Origin of the sequence: Nonomuraea antri (assembly GCF_013283785.1) — a bacterium.
GTDB classification, from domain to species: domain Bacteria; phylum Actinomycetota; class Actinomycetes; order Streptosporangiales; family Streptosporangiaceae; genus Nonomuraea; species Nonomuraea antri.
The window spans coordinates 1-21,339 of the sequence record NZ_JABCPZ010000196.1; the positions used below are offsets into that span (position 1 = coordinate 1).

14 protein-coding genes are annotated in these 21,339 nt (G+C 72.5%); 8 read left to right on the forward strand and 6 right to left on the reverse strand.

Annotation, left to right across the window (positions count from 1 at the left end):
- Positions 1-1,966, forward strand: a 1,966-nt coding sequence (locus HII36_RS41635) for a DUF6297 family protein (RefSeq protein ID WP_173528858.1), incomplete at its 5' end; no start/stop codon positions are given.
- 373 nt (positions 1,967-2,339) lie between these two features.
- Here HII36_RS41635 and HII36_RS41640 read toward each other — a convergent pair.
- The gene (locus tag HII36_RS41640; RefSeq protein ID WP_328808133.1) at positions 2,340-2,849 is read right to left on the reverse strand and encodes a GNAT family N-acetyltransferase; all 510 of its coding nucleotides are present in this window, start codon (positions 2,847-2,849) and stop codon (positions 2,340-2,342) included.
- A 46-nt stretch (positions 2,850-2,895) separates the two neighbouring features.
- Positions 2,896-4,725: a translation elongation factor 4 gene (gene lepA / locus HII36_RS41645; RefSeq protein ID WP_173528859.1), complete on the reverse strand. Its 1,830-nt coding sequence runs from the start codon at positions 4,723-4,725 to the stop codon at positions 2,896-2,898.
- A 56-nt stretch (positions 4,726-4,781) separates the two neighbouring features.
- Here lepA and HII36_RS41650 point away from each other — a divergent pair, with 56 nt between their 5' ends.
- From HII36_RS41650 to HII36_RS41675, 6 genes are all read left to right on the forward strand, one after another.
- Positions 4,782-5,771: a glycoside hydrolase family 18 protein gene (locus HII36_RS41650; RefSeq protein WP_173528860.1), complete on the forward strand. Its 990-nt coding sequence runs from the start codon at positions 4,782-4,784 to the stop codon at positions 5,769-5,771.
- 152 nt (positions 5,772-5,923) lie between these two features.
- Positions 5,924-6,193, forward strand: a complete 270-nt coding sequence (gene rpsT, locus HII36_RS41655) for a 30S ribosomal protein S20 (RefSeq protein WP_173528861.1) — start codon at positions 5,924-5,926, stop codon at positions 6,191-6,193.
- 200 nt (positions 6,194-6,393) lie between these two features.
- On the forward strand, positions 6,394-9,483 hold the full coding sequence (locus HII36_RS41660; RefSeq protein WP_173528862.1) for an ABC transporter permease: 3,090 nt from the start codon (positions 6,394-6,396) through the stop codon (positions 9,481-9,483).
- The gene (locus tag HII36_RS41665) at positions 9,480-12,089 is read left to right on the forward strand and encodes an FtsX-like permease family protein (RefSeq protein ID WP_173528863.1); all 2,610 of its coding nucleotides are present in this window, start codon (positions 9,480-9,482) and stop codon (positions 12,087-12,089) included. The genes HII36_RS41660 and HII36_RS41665 overlap by 4 nt, the downstream gene beginning before the upstream one ends.
- Complete coding sequence (locus tag HII36_RS41670; protein ID WP_173528864.1) at positions 12,086-13,009, forward strand: ABC transporter ATP-binding protein; 924 nt, start codon at positions 12,086-12,088, stop codon at positions 13,007-13,009. Before HII36_RS41665 ends, HII36_RS41670 begins: the two co-directional genes overlap by 4 nt.
- Complete coding sequence (locus HII36_RS41675) at positions 12,999-13,691, forward strand: ABC transporter ATP-binding protein (protein WP_173528865.1); 693 nt, start codon at positions 12,999-13,001, stop codon at positions 13,689-13,691. Before HII36_RS41670 ends, HII36_RS41675 begins: the two co-directional genes overlap by 11 nt.
- On the opposite strand, the gene HII36_RS41680 is transcribed toward HII36_RS41675, so the two are convergent.
- Positions 13,654-14,862, reverse strand: a complete 1,209-nt coding sequence (locus tag HII36_RS41680) for an MFS transporter (protein ID WP_173528866.1) — start codon at positions 14,860-14,862, stop codon at positions 13,654-13,656. The genes HII36_RS41675 and HII36_RS41680 overlap by 38 nt on opposite strands.
- Positions 14,863-14,929: 67 nt before the next feature.
- Here HII36_RS41680 and HII36_RS41685 point away from each other — a divergent pair, with 67 nt between their 5' ends.
- Positions 14,930-15,415 (forward strand): MarR family winged helix-turn-helix transcriptional regulator, encoded by a 486-nt coding sequence (locus HII36_RS41685; protein WP_173528867.1) that lies wholly within the window; start codon positions 14,930-14,932, stop codon positions 15,413-15,415.
- Positions 15,416-15,497: 82 nt separating this feature from the next.
- Here the strand turns inward: HII36_RS41685 and HII36_RS41690 are convergent, their stop codons facing one another.
- The 3 genes from HII36_RS41690 to HII36_RS41700 all read right to left on the reverse strand — a co-directional run bounded on the left by HII36_RS41690 (position 15,498) and on the right by HII36_RS41700 (position 20,893).
- The gene (locus HII36_RS41690; RefSeq protein ID WP_173528868.1) at positions 15,498-17,060 is read right to left on the reverse strand and encodes an ABC transporter permease; all 1,563 of its coding nucleotides are present in this window, start codon (positions 17,058-17,060) and stop codon (positions 15,498-15,500) included.
- On the reverse strand, positions 17,057-17,953 hold the full coding sequence (locus HII36_RS41695) for an ABC transporter ATP-binding protein (protein WP_173528869.1): 897 nt from the start codon (positions 17,951-17,953) through the stop codon (positions 17,057-17,059). Before HII36_RS41695 ends, HII36_RS41690 begins: the two co-directional genes overlap by 4 nt.
- A gap of 114 nt (positions 17,954-18,067) precedes the next feature.
- Positions 18,068-20,893: a helix-turn-helix transcriptional regulator gene (locus tag HII36_RS41700; RefSeq protein WP_173528870.1), complete on the reverse strand. Its 2,826-nt coding sequence runs from the start codon at positions 20,891-20,893 to the stop codon at positions 18,068-18,070.
- Positions 20,894-21,339 lie beyond the last annotated feature (446 nt).

A 21,339-nucleotide genomic window follows, 5' to 3' on the forward strand; every position in this document is an offset into this window, starting at 1 on the left:
GGCCCTGGCGGGCTGCCTGATGGCGGCCAGGGCGGTGGGTCCCGTCATGGTGTCCGGGCCCGATGCCTCGTGGCTGGTGTTGTCGCCGTTGAACCGGCGCGACCTGCTGACCCGCACCGGCCGTCGGCTGTTGCTGATCGCGGCGATCGTGGGGCTGGGGGTCGGGCTGGGACTGGTGGCCGCGCTGGGCGCGCCCGACCAGCTCGTGTGGCGGCTGCTCGGGGCGTTCGTGCTGGGGGTGTCCGCCACCGCGGGCGGGGTCGCGCTGGCGGTGCTGGCGCAGGCGTCGCAGTCGTGGCACATCTGGCTGACGGCCGCGCTGGTCGCGCTGCTGGTGCTGGCTGTGGTCGCGGTGAGCGGGCAGGCTCGTGGCGCGCTGGTCGCCGTCGCGCACGCGCCCCTGTCCGCGGTGGGCGCCGTAGCCGCCGGTGCCGCCGCGATCGCCGTCCTGCTGGTCCGGCGTGCGTGGACGGCCCTGGGCGAGATCCCCACCCGGGCCGTACTGGCGGCCTCCACCCGGGCCGGACACCTGTCGAACGCGGCCACCGGGCTCGACCCATCCGTGCTGACCTGGATCGCCGAGGACAACCACTGGCGGACCAGGACCCTGACCTCACGCCCCTGGCCAGGCTCGGCGGCCCAGCGGAGGTCCACGTCCCGACCGGGGTCGGCGCCTCACCCGAGGTCCGCGCCCCGGCCAAGGCCGGCGGCGGGGCTGGGGCCGACATCCCGGCTAGAATCCGCGACCCCACCAGAGACCGCGACCCGACCAGAGTCCGCAACCGGACAACGATCCGCGTCTCGATCTCGGGCGGCGTTCCGGCTGCGGGCGGTCTCTCGGTTGTGGGCGGCGTTCCGGCTGCGGGCGGTCTCTCGGTTGTGGGCGGTCTCTCGGCTGCCTGCGGCGCTGCGGGGCGGTTCGGCTTCCTGGTTGGGAGCGGCTTCGTGCCCGGCGCCGTTGGCCCTGGCCTGGCATGACTGGCGGCGGGTGGGACGGCGGCCTGGGCGGCTGGCTGTCATGTTCGCGCTGGCCGCGTTGCCCGCCGTGCTCGCGCTGGCGGGTGGTGGGCCGACGGTGCTGGGGGCGTCGGTGCTGGTCGGCGCGCTGGCGGTGGCGGTGTCGGGCACGTCGGGAGCGCGCAGGGACGCCGACAACCCGGCGCTGGCCCGGCTGCTCGGCGTAGGACCGCGCGCGGCACTCGCGGCCAGGGCGATCCTGCCCGGACTGCTGGGCGGCCTCTGGGCAGCGGCCGCCCTGACGGGCCTCACCCTGGCAGGCGGGCTCCCCGCTAGCCTCACGCCGGCTGCCGGGCTCTCTGCGGGCCTCAACCCCGCAGGTGCGCTCCCCACCGGTCTCACGCCGGTAGGCGGGCTCTCCGCAAGCCTCAATCCTGCAGGTGCGCTCCCCACCGGTCTCACGCCGGCTGGCAGGCTCTCCGCAGGACTCACACCGGCAGATGGGCTCCCCGCAGACGTCGCACCGGTTAGCGGACTCCCCGTAGACCTGACACCGGCAGGCGGGCTCCCCGTAGACCTGACACCGGCAGGCGGGCTTCCCGCAAGCCTCGCAGCGCCAGGCGGGCTTCCTGCGGGTCTTGCGTCCGCGGGTGGGCTTCCCGTTGACCTGGTCGTCGGGCCTGGTCTGGGAGGTTCGGTGGGCGTGTGGTGGGCGTTCGGGGTCTTGGCGGCCCCGGCGCTGGCGGCTGGGGCGTTGCGGATGGCCAGGCGGAGTCCGCTCGACCACTCGCTGCCGGTGATCGACACGCCCGGCGGCGCGATCCCCACGGGTCCGCTGCTCTGGGCGCTCACCGGTGTGGACGTCGCGCTGCTCGGCTGCCTGCCGACCGCGATGGCGGTGCTCGGTGTGGCGTCCGAGCTGGGCCCGTTGCTGGCCGCCCAGGCCGTGATGGGCGCGGCGACGCTGTTCGCCTACGTCCTGCGCGCTCGCACCGACAGCTCCCGCTGAGGGACCGGCGTGGGCGGGCCATGGGGGGCGGTCCATGACGGCCTGTGGAGGGCCGTAAGCGGCTGTGGGCGGGCTACGGACGGGCTGGAGGCGGGCGGGCTGTGGCCACGCCACGCAGCAACGACCGTGGACGCAGTTCGCGACCCGCCCTTCCCGGGCGCCGGGACTCCGGTGAATTGGGGGGAGAGGTACCCCTGGTGCCGCAAGTGTCCTCTGGTGGCACAAGTGCCTCTGCCGCCCTCTGGTGCTGTGGTGCCCCTGATACTGACCTGATGCGGGCGTGAGCGCCGCCCGAGCGTGCGGCTGGGCCCAGGGGTCCGGGGCGGTTGGGGTCGGCGTTCGGGAGGTGGAATGCATCAGCACCCGGGCGGGGTCAGGCGACGTACACGTCGTTCGGGACGCCCCCGTACCTGATCGTGCGGTCCTTGCGCAGGCCGGCCCGCTCCGCCACCCGCCAGGACGCCACGTTGTCCGCCCGGATCACCGCCACCACCGTCCCGCCCAGGTCCCGTCCCACCCGCAGCGCGGCCTGGGCGAGTTCGAGTGCGTACCCGTGCCCCCACTCGGACGGGCGGAACCGGTAGTACAGGTTGAGCACCTCCGCGTCCTCGATCATGGCGCGGCGGAGCCCGCCGATGCCGATGATGTCGGGCTCGCCGATGCGGCGCACCGCCCAGTAGCCGAGCCCGCGTTCGGCCCAGTCGGCGAGCCAGAGGTCGAGCATGGCGCGGCTGGACTCCAGGTCGGGGCTGGGTCCGGCGGGGTTGAAGACGTTCGTGCCCGGGTCGGAGTGCAGTTCGTGCACGGACGGCAGGTCGGCGAGCGTCACGCGTGACAGGTCCAGCCGGGCCGTGCGTACCGTCTCCACACCCTCAGGTTTCACTCCCTAAGGGTACAAATCAGGCATTACACCGCCCGGCGGCAGGGGCCTACTTCTTGGTCTTGTCGACGCTGGTGTCGGTGGACAGCGCGGCGACGAAGGCCTCCTGCGGCACTTCGACCCGGCCGACCATCTTCATCCGCTTCTTGCCTTCCTTCTGCTTCTCCAGCAGCTTGCGCTTACGCGAGATGTCGCCGCCGTAGCACTTGGCCAGGACGTCCTTGCGGATGGCGCGGATGTTCTCGCGGGCGATGACCCTGGCCCCGATCGCGGCCTGGATCGGCACCTCGAACTGCTGCCTGGGGATGAGCTCGCGCAGCTTCTTGGCCATGTCGACGCCGTACGCGTACGCCTTGTCCTTGTGCACGATGGCGCTGAACGCGTCGACCGCCTCGCCCTGCAGCAGGATGTCCACCTTGACCAGGTCGGCCTCCTGCTCGCCGGCCGGCTCGTAGTCGAGCGAGGCGTAGCCGCGGGTGCGGGACTTGAGCTGGTCGAAGAAGTCAAAGATGATCTCGCCGAGCGGCAGCGTGTAGCGGATCTCGACCCGGTCCTCCGACAGGTAGTCCATGCCGAGGAGCTGGCCGCGCCGGCCCTGGCAGATCTCCATGATCGCGCCGATGAACTCGGACGGGGCCAGGATCGTGGACTTGGTGACCGGCTCGAAGACCTGCGCGATCTTCCCGCCGGACGGGAACTCGGACGGGTTGGTGACCGTGACCTCGCTGCCGTCCTCCATGACCACGCGGTAGACCACGTTCGGCGCGGTGGAGATCAGCGACAGGCCGAACTCGCGCTCCAGCCGCTCACGGACGATCTCCATGTGCAGCAGCCCGAGAAAGCCGACGCGGAAGCCGAAGCCGAGCGCGGCCGAGGTCTCCGGCTCGTAGATCAGCGCGGCGTCGTTGAGCTGCAGCTTGTCGAGCGCCTCGCGCAGCTCGGGGTATTCGTCGCCGTCGATCGGATAGAGGCCAGAGAACACCATCGGCTTGGGGTGCTCGTATCCGGCCAGCATCTCGGTGGCGCCCTTGACCGCGGAGGTGACGGTGTCACCCACCCGGGACTGGCGCACGTCCTTCACGCCGGTGATGAGGTAGCCCACCTCGCCGACGCCGAGCCCGAGGTCGGCGACCTTCGGCTCGGGCGAGATGACGCCGATCTCCAGCGTCTCGTGCGTGGCGTTGGTGGACATCATGAGGATGCGCTCGCGCTTGCTCAGGTGCCCGTCGACGACGCGGACGTAGGTGACCACGCCCCGGTACGTGTCGTACACGGAGTCGAAGATCAGCGCCCGGGCGGCCGCGTCGGCGTCGCCCACCGGGGCCGGGATCGTCTGGACCACGTGGTCGAGCAGCTCGCGCACGCCCTCGCCGGTCTTGCCGGAGACGCGCAGCACGTCGGACGGCTCGCAGCCGATCAGGCCGGCCAGCTCCTCGGCGAACTTCTCCGGCTGCGCGGCCGGCAGGTCGATCTTGTTGAGCACCGGGATGATGTTCAGGTCGGCGTTCATGGCCAGGTAGAGGTTGGCCAGGGTCTGCGCCTCGATGCCCTGGGCGGCGTCGACCAGCAGGATCGCGCCCTCGCACGCCTGCAGCGATCTGGACACCTCGTAGGTGAAGTCGACGTGCCCGGGGGTGTCGATCATGTTGAGCACGTGACCGTCCCACGGCAGCCGCACGGCCTGCGACTTGATGGTGATGCCGCGCTCGCGCTCGATGTCCATCCTGTCGAGGTATTGGGCACGCATGGAGCGTTCGTCGACCACGCCGGTGATCTGCAGCATCCGGTCGGCAAGGGTCGACTTGCCATGGTCGATGTGCGCGATGATGCAGAAGTTGCGGATCAACGCGGGGTCGGTCTGGCCAGGCTGAGTGCGCACCGAAGTCCGTTTCGACAGGGTTGAGGTCAAGCAGTCTTTCATGGTGACATGCCCGGGTGATTGCCCGAACCGTCATCCGCCGCGGCCTGCGCCTGATCGCGCTGGCTTTGGCCATCGTGGTGGCGCTGGTCGGCCTGCTCGCCGCCGCGCTCCGCCTCCAGTTTACCGGTGCGCCGGAAGCCTGGGCGAAGAGCACCGGGAACGACGCCCTCTGGCTGGGTCACATGTGGGTCGACGGGCGCCGCGCGGAGCGCGACGTGGCGCAGCTCGCCGTACGGCTGCGCGCCACGGGCGTCAAGGACCTGTACGTCCATTCCGGCCCTTTCGGAAAGGACGGCACCTTAAATCCTGACAGATACCCCAACGCAGCAAATTTCGTGAAATGGGTGCGTAAGCACCTCCCCGGCGTCCGCGTCTCCGCCTGGCTCGGCCAGCGCGTCGACCGGATACTCGACCTCGACGACCCGAAATCACGCGAGAACGTCCTGGCCGGCGTCGCCGCGATCATGAAGCTCGGCTACGACGGCATCCACTACAACTTCGAGCCGCTCGGCGACGGCGACACCAGCTTCCTCGACCTGCTCGACAGGACCAGGCAGCACACGAAGCTGCTGTCCACCTCGACCCCGCAGATCGAGCCCTACCCGCTCATGCGCCTGGCCGCCCGCGGCGTCATGGGCCACGACAAGTACTGGTCGCAGGGCTACTTCAAGCAGGTCACCGACCGCGTCGACCAGGTCGCGATCATGACCTACGACTCCTACACCCCGCTGGAGTCCCTGTACGGCGGCCACGTGGCCAGGCAGGCCGAACTCGCCCTGGACCTGGTCCCCGACACCAAGCACCTGTTCATCGGCGCCCCCGCCTACCACGACCACGGCGTGGCCTGGGCCGACAACGCCGAGAGCGTCGCCGTCGCAGGTCAGGCGGCCAAGCTCGCGCTGACCGAGCACGGCGCCCGCGAGCGCTTCGGCCTGGCGCTCTACGTGGACTTCGCCGCCACGGAGGACGACTGGCGCGAGTACATGACGCACTGGATGAGCTGAACGCCCCCTACACTGGTAGGTGGATCCCTTTGCCCAGGCCGTTGATTTGAGCAGCCACCTGGGTTATTGGTAATCTGTTCAACTGCGTGTGGCGCGCCCTCTCACCGAGCCCGCGCGCCCCATCCATCACTGACTTTCACCGAGGCTTCTTCGTGGCGAACATCAAGTCCCAGATCAAGCGCAACAAGCAGAACGAAAAGGCTCGCCTGCGCAACAAGGCGGTCAAGTCCTCGCTCAAGACGGCCGTGCGCAAGTTCCGCGAGGCCGCCGAGTCGGGCGACGTCGAGCAGGCCGTGGCCGCGCAGCGCGTTGCCGCCCGTCAGCTCGACAAGGCCGTCAGCAAGGGCGTCATTCACAAGAACCAGGCCGCGAACCGCAAGTCCGCGATCGCCAAGCAGGCCGCCGCGCTGGCCGCCAAGTAAGCCAGGCCGCGCCGCACGAGCGCCGCACTCCCGTTTCGCGGGGTGCGGCGTTTTTCGTTGTTTCTTAGCGATTTCGTCACGAAACCGATATCACATGCGCATCGCCGCGGCATCTCGGGTCCGTCACCGTTGACAAGATCACCTTGCCCTCGCGTCCGCCGTTACTTCAAGGTTCACTAAACGGGCGAAGAGGGGGAGACATGCGGGGGCCGTTGGTCGTCAAACGCGCGTTCAGCGAGCCGCTCCTCCTGCTGGCCGCGTTCGGCTCGATCCTGCTGGCCACCTCCACGCTGGTCGCGCTCACCATGTACGCCTCCTCCATCGCCGAGGCCGGCGTACGCAGGACGATGGAGACCGCCTCCCAGCGCCAGATCGCGGCCACCATCGGCGCGCCCGTCACCCGCGAGACTTTCCCCAAGCTCGACCAGGCGGTACGCGGCGAGCTCGCCCGAGCCTACGCGCAGGCCCCGACGTCGATCACCACCGCCTTCCGCTCCGACTCCTACGTGATGCCCGGCCAGGAGCGGCACAAGAAGCCCGAACTGCTCCGCTTCGGCAGCTACGACGCGCTCGACCGGCACGCCAAGCTCATCTCCGGCAGCTGGCCGAAGGCCGACGCCGGCGCCGGAGGCGTGGTCGAGGCCGCGATCTCCATGTCGGCCGCCTCGGCCACCGGCTTCGCGGCCGGTCAGGAGATCACCACCGTGGGCCGGCTGGACGGCAAACCCGTCACGGTCCGCGTCTCCGGCGTCTTCCAGCTCAGCGACCCGTTCGGCGAACGCTGGGCCGGCGAGCAGCTGCTGAGCAGGGGCGTCGAGAGCGGCGAGTTCACCACGTACGGACCGCTGATGGTGGCGCGCACCACGTTCGTGGACCGGTTCGCCACCAACGTGAGCGCCACCTGGACCGCCGTCCCCGACCTGCGCACGCTGACCGTCGAGCGGCTGCGCCCGCTGGCCGGGTCCGTGGCCGAACTGGGCGAGCGGCTGAAGTCCGGCGGCTGCGCCTCGTGCACGATCAGCACCCGGCTGCCGGAGATGCTGGGCCAGCTCAACACCGCCTCGCTGGTCGCGCGGTCCACCATGCTCATCCCGGTGCTGCAACTGCTGCTGCTGGCCGCGTACGCGCTCATGCTCACCGCGCGGCTGCTGGCCGACCACCGGCGGATGGAGGTGGCGCTGCTGCGCTCGCGCGGCGCGGGCACCTGGCGCCTGGCCGGGCTGGCCGGCGGTGAGGCGCTGCTGGTCGCCGTGCCGTGCGCGATCATCGCGCCGTTCCTCGGCCCGCCGCTGCTCGCGCTGGTCAACCAGCTGCCGTGGATCAAGGCCTCGGGCGTGCGGCTGGCGCCGTCCGCCGACCTGGGCAGCTTCCTGGTCTCGATCGGCGTGGCCGTGGCGTCGGCGATCCTGCTCATGCTGCCCGCGCTGGCCGGGGCGCGGCGCACGTACATCGAGGAGCAGTCGGCGCGCGGCCGCGGCGGCGGGCGCGGGCTGATCGAGCGGGCGGGCGCCGACGTGGCGCTGCTGGTGATCGCCGGGCTGGCGATCTGGCAGCTCCAGCACTACGGCGCGCCGGTCACCGCGACCGCCACCGGCGAGCTCGGCATCGACCCGCTGATCATCTCCGGGCCCGCGCTGGCCCTGCTCACCGGCGGCATGCTCGGCCTGCGCCTGGTGCCGCGCATCTCCAAGCTCGCCGAGAAGATCACCTCCAGGCGGCCCACGCTGGCTCCCGCGCTCGGCGCCTGGCAGGTCAGCCGCCGCCCGCTGAAGTACGCGGGCCCGACGCTGCTGCTGACCATGGCCATCGCGATCGGCATCGTGTCGATGGCGACCACGTCCACCTGGCGCTCCTCCCAGCTCGACCAGGCCAGGCACCAGGCCGGGACGGACCTGCGGATCTCCGGCACGCCCGACGCGCCGGAGCTGGGCACGTTCGGCCGGGGCACCGCGTTCTCCGCGCTGCCCGGCATCACCGCCGCCTCGCCCGCCTATCGCGGCCAGGTCGAGTTCGCCGGCGACTCGGCCGTGCTGCTCGGGCTGCGGGCGGCCAAGCTGGAATCGCTCTTCCAGCTCAGGCCCGACCTGTCGTCCCAGCCGGTGAGCCGCATGGCCGCCGGGCTGCTCGCGGCCCAGGCGGGCAAGCTGGAGCTGCCGGGCAAGCCGGCCGGGCTGACCGTCCAGGCCAGCGCGAGCACCGCCGTGCCACTGCGGCTGATCGTCTCCGACGCGCTGGACGTCTGGCGCGAGCTGCCGCTCGGCGTGCTGAAACCCGGCGACAACCGGGTGGAGGTGGACCTGAAGGCGCTCGGCGGCCGATCCGGGAGCATCACCTACCCGCTGGCGCTGCGCGGCCTGATCGCCAACCCGCCCGAGGACGGCGAGGCCACCGTCTCCGTCACCGCGCTGAGCGCCGACGGCAAGCCGCTCGACACGCCCGCCGTGTCGCTCAAGACCGGCTTCTCCGACGCCGGGGTGGCCGTCTTCGGCCCCCGGCCCCAGCAGGCCCCGCTGCCCGTCGTGCTCACCGCCGACCTGGCCCGCGAGCTGAAGCTGACCGACGGCCAGACCGGCAAGGTCAGCATGGACCGCAGGATCGTCGAGATCCTGGTGGTGGCCGTGGTCGACCAGCTGCCCACCACCGCGCCCGCCCAGCCCGCCGTCCTGGCCGACTGGGGGACACTGCAGGCCCGCGGCCTGGCGGCCGGGCAACTGCCCAGGCCGGCCACGGAGTGGTGGCTGGCCGCCGACGGCGGAGACACCGGCCCCGCCCAGGCCGCGCTGCGCGCCAACCCCGCCTGGGACGTCACGGTCGTCGACCAGCGCGCGCTGGCGGCCCAGTTGCGTGACGACCCGCTGGCCAGCGGCCTGCAGGGGGCGCTGATGCTGGGGTTCGCGGCGGCGCTGGTGTTCGCCGCGCTCGGCTTCCTGGTCAACGCCACCGTGGCGGCCCGCGAGCGGATGGCCGAGTTCGCGATCCTGCGGGCGCTCGGGGTGAGCTTCCGTCAGGTGTTCGGGCTGCTGGCCATCGAGCAGACGTTCATCATCGGCCTGTCGCTGGTCGCCGGCACCGGGCTGGCGGTGGCGATCGGCGTGCTGGTCGTGCCGCACATCGTGCTGACCGGGCAGGCCGCGGCCGTCACACCGGGGGTGCTGCTGGACATCCCGTGGCCGGCCACGCTCACCATGCTGGTCGCGGTGGCCGCGGTGTTGTTCGCGATCGTCGCCGGGCTGGCCCGCAATCTGCGCAAACAGGGCCTCGGCGTGCTGCGCATCGGGGAGGACCAGTGAGGATCCCGCTGCTCGCCCGCGTGCACGCGGGCGCGATGGCCGTGCTGTTCGTGCTCGCGCTCAGCGCCGGCCTGCTCGTCGCGGGCCTGCCCAGGGCCATGCAGGGCTCGTTCGACCAGGCGCTGCGCCAGTCGCTGACCGACGCGAGCGCCGCGCAGGTCGACTTCGAGATCAACGTGCAGGCGCAGACCGCCGACGAGGACCTGCACGAGCGCGCCCAGTTCGAGACGCGCGACAAGCGCTGGCGCTCGCTGGTGCCGGAGACGCTGCGCCCGCTGGTGGTCCCGCCCGGCATGGGCAACAGCCACATGAGCGCCAGGACGATCCTGACCCCGGTCAACGGGACGGGCGGCAGCACCTACATCAACCTGGGCTGGCTGTCGGACGCCGAGCAGCGGGTGCGCTGGGTACAGGGCCGTCAGCCCGGCGACCCGCGCGCCATGGAGTTCCAGGGCGAGACGATCCCGCTGTTCGAGGTGGGCGTCGTGGACAGCGCGCTGACCGCGATGAACCTGGAGCTGGGCCAGGTGAAGATCCTCGGCGAGAACCGGTTCGTCGCCGTCAAGCTGGTCGGCGCGTTCCAGCCGGTGAACCCGGCCGACGAGTACTGGACCCACCACCCGAACCTCATCCGGGTCGAGACCCTGCAGCCGCCCGGCAAGCTCGACCTCGAACGGCACATCACCTCGCTGCTGCCGGACTCCGGGCTGCGCGTGCTCAGCGGCGAGGGACGCAACCTGTTCTACAGCTGGGTGCTGCCCGTCGACCCGGACGCCGCGAACGCCCAGCGGGTGAGCGAGCTGACCTCCGCCATCACCGCCTTCGGCCGCGAGGTCGTCGTGCAGTCGTCGCAGAACTCCAGCCAGTACCGGCTGGACACCGGCCTGCCCAAGCTGCTGTCGGACTTCACCGCCGCGCTGGCCACCGCGCAGACCGTGATGTACCTGGTGCTCGGCGGGCTGCTGCTGGTCGCCATCGGGGTGATCGTGCTGGCCGTGCAGCTGCTGATCGACCGGCTCGACCACACGCTGACCCTGGCCAGGGCCCGTGGCGCGGCGTTGCGGCAGGTGGCGGTCGCCGGCACCGGGCTGACCGCGCTCGCGGTGGTGCCCGCCGCGCTGGCCGGGTACGGGCTCTCGTACCTGGTGCCGGGGCCGGTGCTGCCGATGGTGCACCTCGCGCCGGCGGTGCTCGTCGTCGCGGCGCTGGCGTTCACCGCCGTCCGGCTGGCCATCACGCACCGCGCTCCGCTGCACGAGCGGCGCGACGACGTGGCCACCGCCCGGCCGTCGGCCAAGCGGATCACGGTCGAGCTGCTGGTGATCGTGCTGGCGCTGGCCGGGGCGTACCTGCTGCGCACGCGCGGGCTGACCACCCAGGTGGCGCGGGAGGGCCAGGACCCGTTCCTGCTGCTGGTGCCGATCGCGCTGACGCTGGCCGCGGCGCTGATCACGTTGCGCTGCTACCCGTACCCGCTGCGGCTGATCGTCAGGCTGGCCTCCCGCCGTCGCGGCGCGGTGCCGTTCCTGGGGCTGACCAGGGCGGCCAGGGCGCGCGCCGTGAGCGTGCTGCCGGTGCTGATCCTGCTGCCCGCGCTGGCCGTGTCGGTGTTCGCCTCGGTGATCTCCGGCGGCATCGCCGACACGCAGCGCCTGGCGTCCTGGCAGGGCGTGGGCGCGCCGATCAGGATCACCTCGAACGTCACCATCCCGGACGACGTCATCGCCAAGATCCGCGCCATGGACGGCGTGGACCTGGTCGTACCCGCCCAGACCGGACGCGTCCAGGTGGGCTTCGGCGCCGAGCGCGCGGAGGCCGTCGCGGTGGACCTGGGACAGTGGCGGCGGCTGCTGGACGGCGCCCCGATCACCCTGCCCGCCGAGCCGTCCGCCGGGGGCGCGCTGGTCTCGCGCGACCTGCGTGGCCGCGGCACGTTCGAGATCGGCTGGCAGGAACGCGTGAAGGTCACCACGAACGGGGTGATCGACGCGCTGCCCGGGTTCTTCACCGAGGGCCGGTTCATGGTGCTGCCGTTCGAGGTGAACAAGGCCCCGGCGGTGAACACGCTGCTGATCAAGGGTGACGTGCCGGTCGCCGCGCTGGCCGAGTTGGTGCCGTCGGCCGAGGTGGCCTCGCAGGCGCAGCGGCTGGCCGGCATCCAGGACGACCCGCTGACCGACACGATCCGCACCACGCTGCTCGTGGTGACGGCCGCGCTGGCGGCGTACGCGCTGGTCGCGGTGGTCGTGTCGCTGGTGATCGGCGCGGCCGACCGGGCCAGGGCGCTGTCGTTCCTGCGTACGCTGGGGTTGTCGGACCGCCAGGCACAGCGGCTGACCGTGCTGGAGGTGCTGCCGCTGATCCTCGTGACCGCGCTCGTCGGCCTCGCGCTCGGCCTCGGCCTGCCCGCAGCGCTCGGCCCGGGCGTCGACCTGTCCGCCTACGCCGGCGACGTGCCCGTCGGCGACTACTCCCCCGATTTGATCACTCCGGTCGTCCTCGCGGCCGGGGTCGCCGCCGTCGCCGTGCTCGGCGCGTACGCGCACACGGCCATCAGCCGCCGCCGCGCCCTCGGCGCCGTACTCCGAGTGGGTGAGCTCTCATGAACCCGACCCTGTCCGAACTGGAAGCCAAGGCCGGCGCGAAGAAGGCCGCGTTCGGCGGCGACACGCACATCGTCTGCGACAACCTGGTCCGCATCTACAAGACCGAAGGCGTCGAGGTCGTCGCGCTGCAGGGACTCGACCTGCTGATCGAGAAGGGCGAGCTGGTCGCCATCGTGGGCGCCTCGGGCTCGGGCAAGTCGACGCTGCTGAACGTGCTGTCCGGCCTGGACGTCCCGACCGCCGGGCTGGCCAGGGTGGCGGGCATGGACCTGCTGTCGATGACGCCGAAGGACCGGCTGCGCTACCGGCGCGAGGTGGTCGGGTTCATCTGGCAGCAGACCGCGCGGAACCTGCTGCCGTACCTGAACGCCAGGGAGAACGTCGAGCTGCCGATGAAGTTGTCGGGCAAGTCGCGCCGGGGCCGGGCGACGGACCTGCTGGAGCTGCTTGGCGTCGGCTACTGCGCCGACAGGAAGACGCCCGAGATGTCCGGCGGCGAGCAGCAGCGGGTGGCGATCGCGGTCGCGCTGGCCAACGCGCCGCAGCTCATCCTGGCCGACGAGCCGACGGGCGAGCTCGACAGCGAGACCTCTGAGCAGGTGTTCGACTCGCTGCGCAAGGCGAACAGGGAGCTGGGCGTGACCGTGGTCATCGTGACCCACGACCCGCTGGTCTCCGAGCAGGTCGACCGTACGGTGGGCATCCGCGACGGGCGTACCAGCAGCGAGACGCTGCGGCGCGAGAGCGCCGAGGGCCACCTGGTCGCCGAGGAGTACGCCGTGCTCGACCGCGTGGGCCGCCTGCAGTTGCCCCGCGACTTCATGAACGCCCTGGACATGGAGCGCCGGGTGCGACTCGAACTCGAATCCGACCACATCGGCGTATGGCCGGCCCGAGAGGAGCCCTCCAGTGAGCAATGAGCCTTTGGTGCTGGTCGAGGGCCTGCGCAAGGTGTACCGCAGCGGCCCCAAGGAGGTCGTGGCGCTGCGCGAGGTGTCGTTCGTGGCCTACCCGGGCGAGCTGATCGCCATCAGGGGCCGGTCGGGGTCGGGCAAGACGACGCTGCTCAACCAGATCGGCGGCCTGGACCGGCCGGACGCCGGCCGGGTGGTGGTGGCCGGTCAGGAGGTCACCTCGCTGTCCGAGGACGCGCTGCTGGAGCTGCGCAGGGACGTGGTGGGCTTCGTGTTCCAGTCGTTCGGGCTGATCCCGGTGTTGTCGGCGGCCGAGAACGTGGGGGTGCCGATGCGGCTCACCCGTACCGCCGTGGCCGCCCGCGAGGAGCGGGTGCGCATGCTGCTGGCGCTGGTGGGGCTGGAGCAGCACGCCAACCAGCGCCCGTACGAGCTGTCCGGCGGCCAGCGGCAGCGGGTGGCGATCGCGCGGTCGCTGGCCAACCGGCCCAGGCTGCTGGTCGCGGACGAGCCGACCGGCCAGCTCGACTCGCAGACCGGCCGGCAGATCATGGAGCTGATCCGGGCGCTGGTCCGCAGTGAAGGGGTGACCGCCCTGGTGGCGACGCACGACCCGAGCCTGATCACGCTGGCCGACCGGGTGCTGGAGATCAGCGACGGCGTGCTGCGCGAGGCCGTGCTGAGCTGAGCTCGTCCTCGGCGGGGGCTTGCGGGGCTCTGACCAGGGCGGCGAGGTTGGTGGCGACCACCAGCACGCCGCCGGCGACCATCAGCCAGGCCACCCCGGTCACCCCGGCCAGCGGCGCCGCCACGGCCAGCCCGAGCGGTCTCGACGCGAACGAGATCAGCCCGTCGAACGCCCGTACCCGGCCCAGCGCCCCTTCCGGGATCTCCTCGGACACGACTGTCTCCCACAGCGGGCTCAGCACGCCGAGCCCGAACATGGCCAGGAAGTAGGCGCCCGCGATCGCCGCCGCGGGCAGCGGCACGGCCAGCGCGAGCATCGGCAGCACGTACATGGCCGCGCTCACCTGCACCCCGACCAGCTTGCTGCGCAGCGGCAGCCGGGGCGCGACGAACACGCCGGCCACCATGCCGACGGTCCCGGCCTGCGCGATCAGCACCCAGTCCGCCTCGCCGCCCAGCGCGCGCACCGCGGTCAGCGGGGCGAGCGTGAGGAACAGCCCGGCCATGAAGTGCCACACGCCGTGGCCGAGCACGCTGGCCAGGAACCACGGCCTGGCCTTGACCTCGCGCCAGCCCTCGGCCAGGTCGGCGCCGAAGGTGCCCCGGCCGTCCGCGCGCCGCGGGCGCTCGGTGCGCACGCCGCCGAGGGTCAGTGCCGAGCAGACGAACAGCGCCGCGCTGAGCGCGGCGGCCCAGCCGGGCGCGGCCACCAGCGCGATCCACCCGGCCAGCGCGGGCGCGGCCATGCTGGACAGGCTGGTGGCCGCGCCGAGCCGCGCGTTCACCCGCAGCCGGTCGGCCGGAGGGACGACGCTGACCACCAGCCTGGGCGCGGCCGGCATCCCGAACGCGATGGCCACGCCGCCCACGGCGGCCAGCACGGCCAGGTCGAGTACCCGGTTCACGCCGAGCAGCAGTTCGACGGCGATGCCGGCCTGAGCCAGCGCCCGGGTGAGGTCGGCCAGCAACGTGACCCGTTCCGGCCGGAGCCGGTCGGCCAGCACACCGGCCACCGGCAGGAACACCAGCAGCGGGATCAGCTCGCTGGCCAGCACGATGCCGAGAGCCTGGCCCGATCCGGTGACGCGCAGCACGGCCAGGGTCAGCGTGGTCGGGATCAGTGCTGTGGCCAGCGCGGACAGGGAACGTCCGGCAAGGAGACGATTCGTCATGATATTTCACGATATTTCGCTGGCTAATGTTTCGTCAACTAATTAGTTGCTGCCGTACGATCTCCGCATGGAGGATTCGGTCGATCGACACCTGGCCCGCTGGCGCGGCAAGGCCCCCTTCGACGAGCGGGTGGAGGCGATCGTCACCCGGATGCAGACCCTGGTGAAACACCTGCGTCAGGCCAAGGAGGCGGCGATGGCGCAGGTGGGCCTGCAGGAGTTCGAGTTCCAGACGCTGCACCGGCTGCAGGCCCACGGCGGCAGCGCGACGCCGTCGGAGCTGGCGGCCGAGCTGCTGGTGTCGCCCGCCGGGATGACCGGCCGCCTCGACACGCTGGAGAAGGCCGAGCTGGTGCGCCGGGTGCGCAGCACCGACGACCGGCGGCGGGTCGACGTGGAACTCACGGCCAAGGGGCGCGACCTGTGGGTGGAGGCCATGGAGATCCAGGGTGAGGTGGAGGGCGGCATGGCCGCCGCGCTCGCTGCGGAGGAGCAGGAGACGCTGGACGGCCTGCTCAAACGCCTGCTGCTGAAGGTCGAGTCCAGCCGGTAGCCGGCCTGGCAGCTGGGCGTGCGGCCGGTCGAACGACCTGCGGCCCGGCTCGATGACCGAGCCGGGCCGGAATGCCACGGTTTCAGATGATCGGCCGCCGCCTGAGCCCGGTCAGGCCGACCGCCACGAGCGCGGCCGTGAGGCCGATCATGATCAGGACGGGGGTGACGGTGAAGTCCTCGCCCGACAACACCATCGGCAGGTTGGGGAAGGGGACGAGGAACTTGGCGATCCAGTAGTCGATGCCCAGGATCGGGCCGAGCACCTCGCCGAAGAGGTTGACGAACAGGTAGGCGCCCCAGCTGATGGCCGCGGCGGCCTTGGGCAGCAGCCCGAAGGCGGCCACGCCGACACCGGCCAGCACCCACACCGCGGGAACCTGGACCAGGGTGCCGCCCAGCACGCCCAGCGGGTCGCCGATGGCGAGGCCCATGGTCAGGCCGGCGACCGCGAGGATCGCGGCGCTGCCGGTCAGGGCCAGCACCAGGTGACCCGCCGCCCAGCGCAGCCTGCCGACCGGGTGGGCGAGCAGCAGCTCGGCGCGTCCCGACTGTTCCTCCGCGCGCAGGCGCAGCAGCGCGAGCAGCGGGTACAGGGCGGCGACGTAGCCGAGGCTGAGCGCGATCAGCCACAGGTAGGCGTCGCTCATGCTCGCCTCGGGCGAGGCGGTGTAGCGGCGGAAGAACTCCGCCACGGCCTCGCCCTGCCGTGAGACCTCGCCGATCGAGGCGGCCAGCGCGCCGAAGACCAGCCCGGCGACCGCGTAGCCGACGATCCAGCCGGTCAGCAGCCCCTTGTGCAGCCGCCAGGCCAGCCGCAGCGGGCTGCGCAGCCCGGTCGAGCCGGCCGGTCCAGGACGCTCGGGGATGAGCCCGTGGCCCAGGTCCCGCCTGGCCAGCAGCAGGTACGCCACCGCGATCGCGGCGCCCGCGCAGCCGAGGCTGAGCAGCAGCACCACCACGTTGTCGTCCCCGTACGGCCTGACCAGGTGCGACCAGCCCTGCGGGGACAGCCACTTGAGCGCGGCGACACCGCTGCCGTCGGCGGCGAAGCGCAGCGCGTAGCTGACGCCCAGGCCGAGCCCGGCGACGCCGACGGCGATGCGGGCGGTCTGGGTGAGCTGCGCGGCCACCGCGCCCAGCCCCGCGAACACCACGCCGACGGCGGCCACGGCCGCGCCGAAGGCGACGGAACCCGCGGCGGCGGCGCCCGCGCCGATCATCGCGACCGCGACGGACAGCCCGGCCAGCACGGACGAGCCGCAGGCGACCGCGAGCGCGGCGGTCAGCGGCGCGAACCTGCCGATGACACCGGCGCCGACCAGCTCCGCCCGGCCCGACTCCTCCTCCCCCCGCGTGTGCCTGACGACGGTGAGAATCATGATCAGCGCGAGGATGGTGTAGATGGCGTCGCCGTTCTTCCAGACCGCCATCCCGGCCAGTGTCGGGGCGGGCACCTCGCCGGCGAACGCGCTCAGCGCCTGGTTCGCGGCCATCTCGCGGGCGAAGGCGCCGATGTCGCCGATGCCGGCGGCGTACCGCTGGAGCTGCCCCGCCGCCAGCGCCACGAGCAGGAGGACCCAGAGCGGGACGATGAGCCGTTCGCGGCGTAACACCAGCTTGGTCAGGGTCCAGGTGCCGTTCATCGCTCCGCCTTCTCGCTCTCGTAGTGGCGCAGGAACAGGTCTTCCAGCGAGGGAGGCGTGCAGGTCAGGTCGCGTACGCCCACCCGGATCAGCTCCGCCAGGGCCGCGTCCAGCCGGGTGCGGTCCACCTCGAACTCGATCCTGGCGCCGTCCACCCGGACCGCGTGCAGGTCGGGCATCCTGGCCAGGCCGTTGGGCGGCGAGACGAGCTCGGCGCTGACCCGGCTGCGGGCCAGGCCGCGCAACTGGGTGAGCGGGCCGGCCTCCACCGTGCGGCCGCGCCTGATGATCGTGACGCGGTCGCACAGCGCCTCGACCTCCGACAGGATGTGGCTGGACAGCAGCACCGTCCGGCCGCGCCCGCGCTCCTCGGCCACGCACTGCTGGAAGATCGCCTCCATCAACGGGTCCAGGCCGGAGGTGGGCTCGTCCAGGATGAGCAGTTCCGCGTCCGACGCGAACGCCGCCACCAGCGCGACCTTCTGCCGGTTGCCCTTGGAGTACGTCTTGGCCTTCTTGCGCGGGTCCAGCTCGAACCGTTCGAGCAGTTCCACCCGCCTGGCCGGGTCCAGCCCGCCACGCAGCCGGCCGAGCAGGTCGATCACCTCGCCGCCGGTCAGGCCCGGCCACAGGCTCACGTCGCCCGGCACGTACGCCAGCCGCTTGTGCAGCTGCGCCGCGTCACGCCACGGGTCGCCGCCGAGCAGCGTGACCCGGCCGGCGTCGGCGTGCAGGAGACCGAGCAGGGTTCTGATCGTGGTCGACTTGCCGGCGCCGTTCGGGCCGAGAAAGCCGTGCACCTCGCCGGGACGCGCGCTCAGGTCCAGCCCGTCCAGCGCCCGGGCGCGGCCGAAGGTCTTGACCAGTCCGGCCACTTCGATAACCGGTTCCATCGCTCACCACGCTCCTCGTTCTGCGTTTCGTCGCAGTTCAAACGGTAGGAGCGCGGTTTGTCGGAGGGTATCGGGCATGTTCCTTAATCGGATGCCCTATGCGTGTCTGATCGGCTAGTTGAGCGGGAGGCGGGCAAGTTCCGTCCTGGTCGAGACGCCCAGCTTGGGGAAGGCGCGGTAGAGGTGGTGTCCGACGGTCTTGGGGCTGAGGAACAGCCGCGCGGCGATCTCCTTGTTCGTCGCGCCGGTCGCGGCCAGCCGGACGACCTGCAGTTCCTGCGGGGTGAGCTGGGCGACGACGTCCGCCGGGGCGTCCCGCACGCTCTCAGGCGCCGCGCTCTCGCCCGCCGCGCGCAGCTCTGCCCGGGCGTGCCCGGCCCAGGCGGCCGCGCCCAGCCGCTCGAACCGCTCCAGCGCCTCACGCAGGTGCGCGCGGGCCTCCGTCTTGCGGCGTTCGCGGCGCAGCCACTCCCCGTAGAGCAGTTCGGTACGGGCCCGCTCGAACGGCCGCGCCTCGTCCTGCAGCTCCAGCGCCCGGACGTACAGCCCGCCGTCGTCGCTCAGCAGCGCACGGCAGCGCAGCACCAGCCCGTCCTCCCACGGCAGCCGGACGGCCGCCGCCCACTGCTCCAGCCTGGCCAGCGGCTCGGCCGCGCGCTCCGGCCGCCCGAGCCGCACCGCCGCCTCCACCTGGTCGGCGGCGAAGTGCACGGCGGGTCCCACGTGCAGGATCGGGCCGCGGGTGGCGGTCTCCAGCCGGTCGAGCACCGCCAGGTACCTGCCCCGGCCGAGGTCGAGCAGCGCCAGCGCCCACTCGCACCACGCCGCGACCAGCGCGTTCGCGTGCGCGGGGAACCGCCGCAGGTTGGGCTCGGCCAGGCTCCTGCACCGCTCCTCGTCCCCGGCGACGGCGGCCAGATACGCCAGCAGCGCCTCGGCGTGGGCCACCCGGCTGGGCTGGTCGACGTCCTCGGCGATGCGCAGCGCCTCGGCGGCGCAGGCGGCGGCGTCACGGTAGCGGGCCAGATTCGTCTCGGCCGTCGCCTGCGCGCACAACACCGACGGCAACCGGCCGACGGCGCCGCTCGACCGGACGTCGTCCGCCAGCCCGGCCATGATGTCGCGGGTGTCGTCGTAGTCGCCGGTCAGCAGCGCCTGCATGGCCACGTTCAGCCGCAGCCCCGGCGGGCCCGAGCGGCCCTGCGCGATGTGCTCGCGCAGCAGCGCCGCGCCCTCGGCCGCCTCGGTGACGTCGGCGGAGTACAGCTTCAGCGCGCCGCCGATGGATTCGACCAGCTTGTCGCGGAACGGATCGGGCGGCAGCTCGCGCAACATCCGGTACGTCCGCGTCACCCGTTCCGGGTCGCCCGCCGACCAGGACGCCCTGGCCGCGTCCGCCAGCATCGCCGCGGCCGCGTCCGGGTCGAGCGGCGCCACCTGCCGCGCCGCCGCGACCAGCACCTCGTGCACCGTACGCAGCGAGCCGTGCTCGTACTCCACCCGGCCGTGCACCGCGGCTATCCTGGCCCGCTCCCGCGCGTCCTCGGTCAGCCGCGCCGCCTGTCCGGCCAGGTGGCGGGCATGATCCGGACGTCCCGCGTCCACCGCGGTCTCCGCCGCCGTCGCCAGCCGCCGCGCCCTGGCCGCGTTCCCGGGAGTGAGCCTGGCCGCGCGTTCCAGCGCCGCAACGGCCGTCGCATGCCCCGACCGCCGCCTCGCCCGGACGGCCGCCGCCTCCAGGTCCGCGGCCACCTCCTCGTCAGGACCGGTGACCGCCGCCGCCCGATGCCACGCGGCCCGGTCGCCGTCACCGTCACTGGCCAGCGCGGACGCGAGCGCGGCATGCGCGGCCAGCCGGTCGGTGAACGCCGCGCCCCGGTAGGCGGCGGTACGGATCAGCGGATGCCGGAAGACGACCGACTGCCCCGACACCGCGACCAGCCCGTCACGCTCGGCCGCCGCCAGCGCGCCGGCCGGCACCCCGAGCTCCGCCATGGCGTGCAGCACGGACTCCAGCGCGCCGCTCTCCTCGGCCGCCGCCACCAGCAGCGCAGTCCGGGTCGGCGCGGGCAGTTCGTTGATGCGCCGGTGGTAGGCGTCCTGCAGCCGGTGCGGCAGCGGCAGCGGGCCCAGGTCGTCGGCCTCGGTCCTGGGCAGCTCCAGCAGGGCCAGCGGGTTGCCGTCCGCCTCGGTGAGCAGGCGGTCTCGTACGTGGCCTGGCAGACCCGGATCGTGCTCGGCCAGCAACTCGCGCGCGGCCACCTGGTCCAGCCGCTTCAGCGTCAGCTCGGGCACGCCCGGCAGGTCGAACCCCTCCCTGGCGGCGAACAGCACGAACACCCCCTCGGCCGCCAGCCGCCGCGCCGCGAACGCCAACGCCTCCGCGGACGGCCGGTCGAGCCATTGGGCGTCGTCCACCAGGCACAACACGGGACCGTCCGCGGCCAGCTCCGCCAGCAGCGACAACGCGGCCAGCCCGACCAGGAACTGATGCTCACCTCCCGGCGCGGCCAGCCCGAACGCGCCCCGCAACGCCTGCGCCTGCGGGGCAGGCAGGGCGGGCAGGCGGCGCATGGCCGGGGAGAGCAGCAGGTGCAGCGCGGCGAACGGCAGCTCGGCCTCGCTCTCCACACCCGTGCAACGCAACACCTGAAAGCCGGGCGCGGCGACGGCCGTGGCCGCCGCTGCCGCTGTCGCAGCCGAAGCCCCCGTCGCGGCCGAAGCCGCCGTCACCGCCGGGGCCGCCGCTGCCATCGAGGCCGCTGCCATGGAGGCTGCCGGGGCCACCCCGGCCGCCGCAGCCACCGCCGCCCAGGCGAGCAGCGCCGACTTGCCACCGCCCGGCTCCCCGAGCACGACCAGCGCACCACCCCGCCCAGCCGCGGCCTCGCCGAGCAACCGGCTCAGATGCGCTTGTTCCTGCTCGCGCCCATGCAACATCACACACTCCATCAACGACCACCCCATGATCGCCCTCAACCGCACCAGAAGCCAGAACGCCCACCCATCCACGACCAGCACCGCAACAGACAACACCCCAACCCGAACCAAGAGCCGCCCCAAGACCCGACCAGCAACCCAGACGATAGACAGCCCAAGCAGCCGACGAGCGATCGAAACAGGCCGGTGAACAGTCCGAGGACAGGCGGGTGGGCGATCCACGAAGCAGCCGACGGACGCCAAACCCCGGGAACCCGAGAATCGGGGCCGCAGCCCGAGAGCCCGCAGCCCGGGAACCTGGAACGCGAAGGCCCGCGGCCCCGGAGGTTGGGAACCTGGGAGCCCGAAGGCCCGGAGCCCCGAAGCCCGAGAACCCGGCACCCGAAGGCCCTGCGCCCAAAGACCCGGTGCCCCGGGAACCCAGAAACCCCGACCCCGGAAACCAG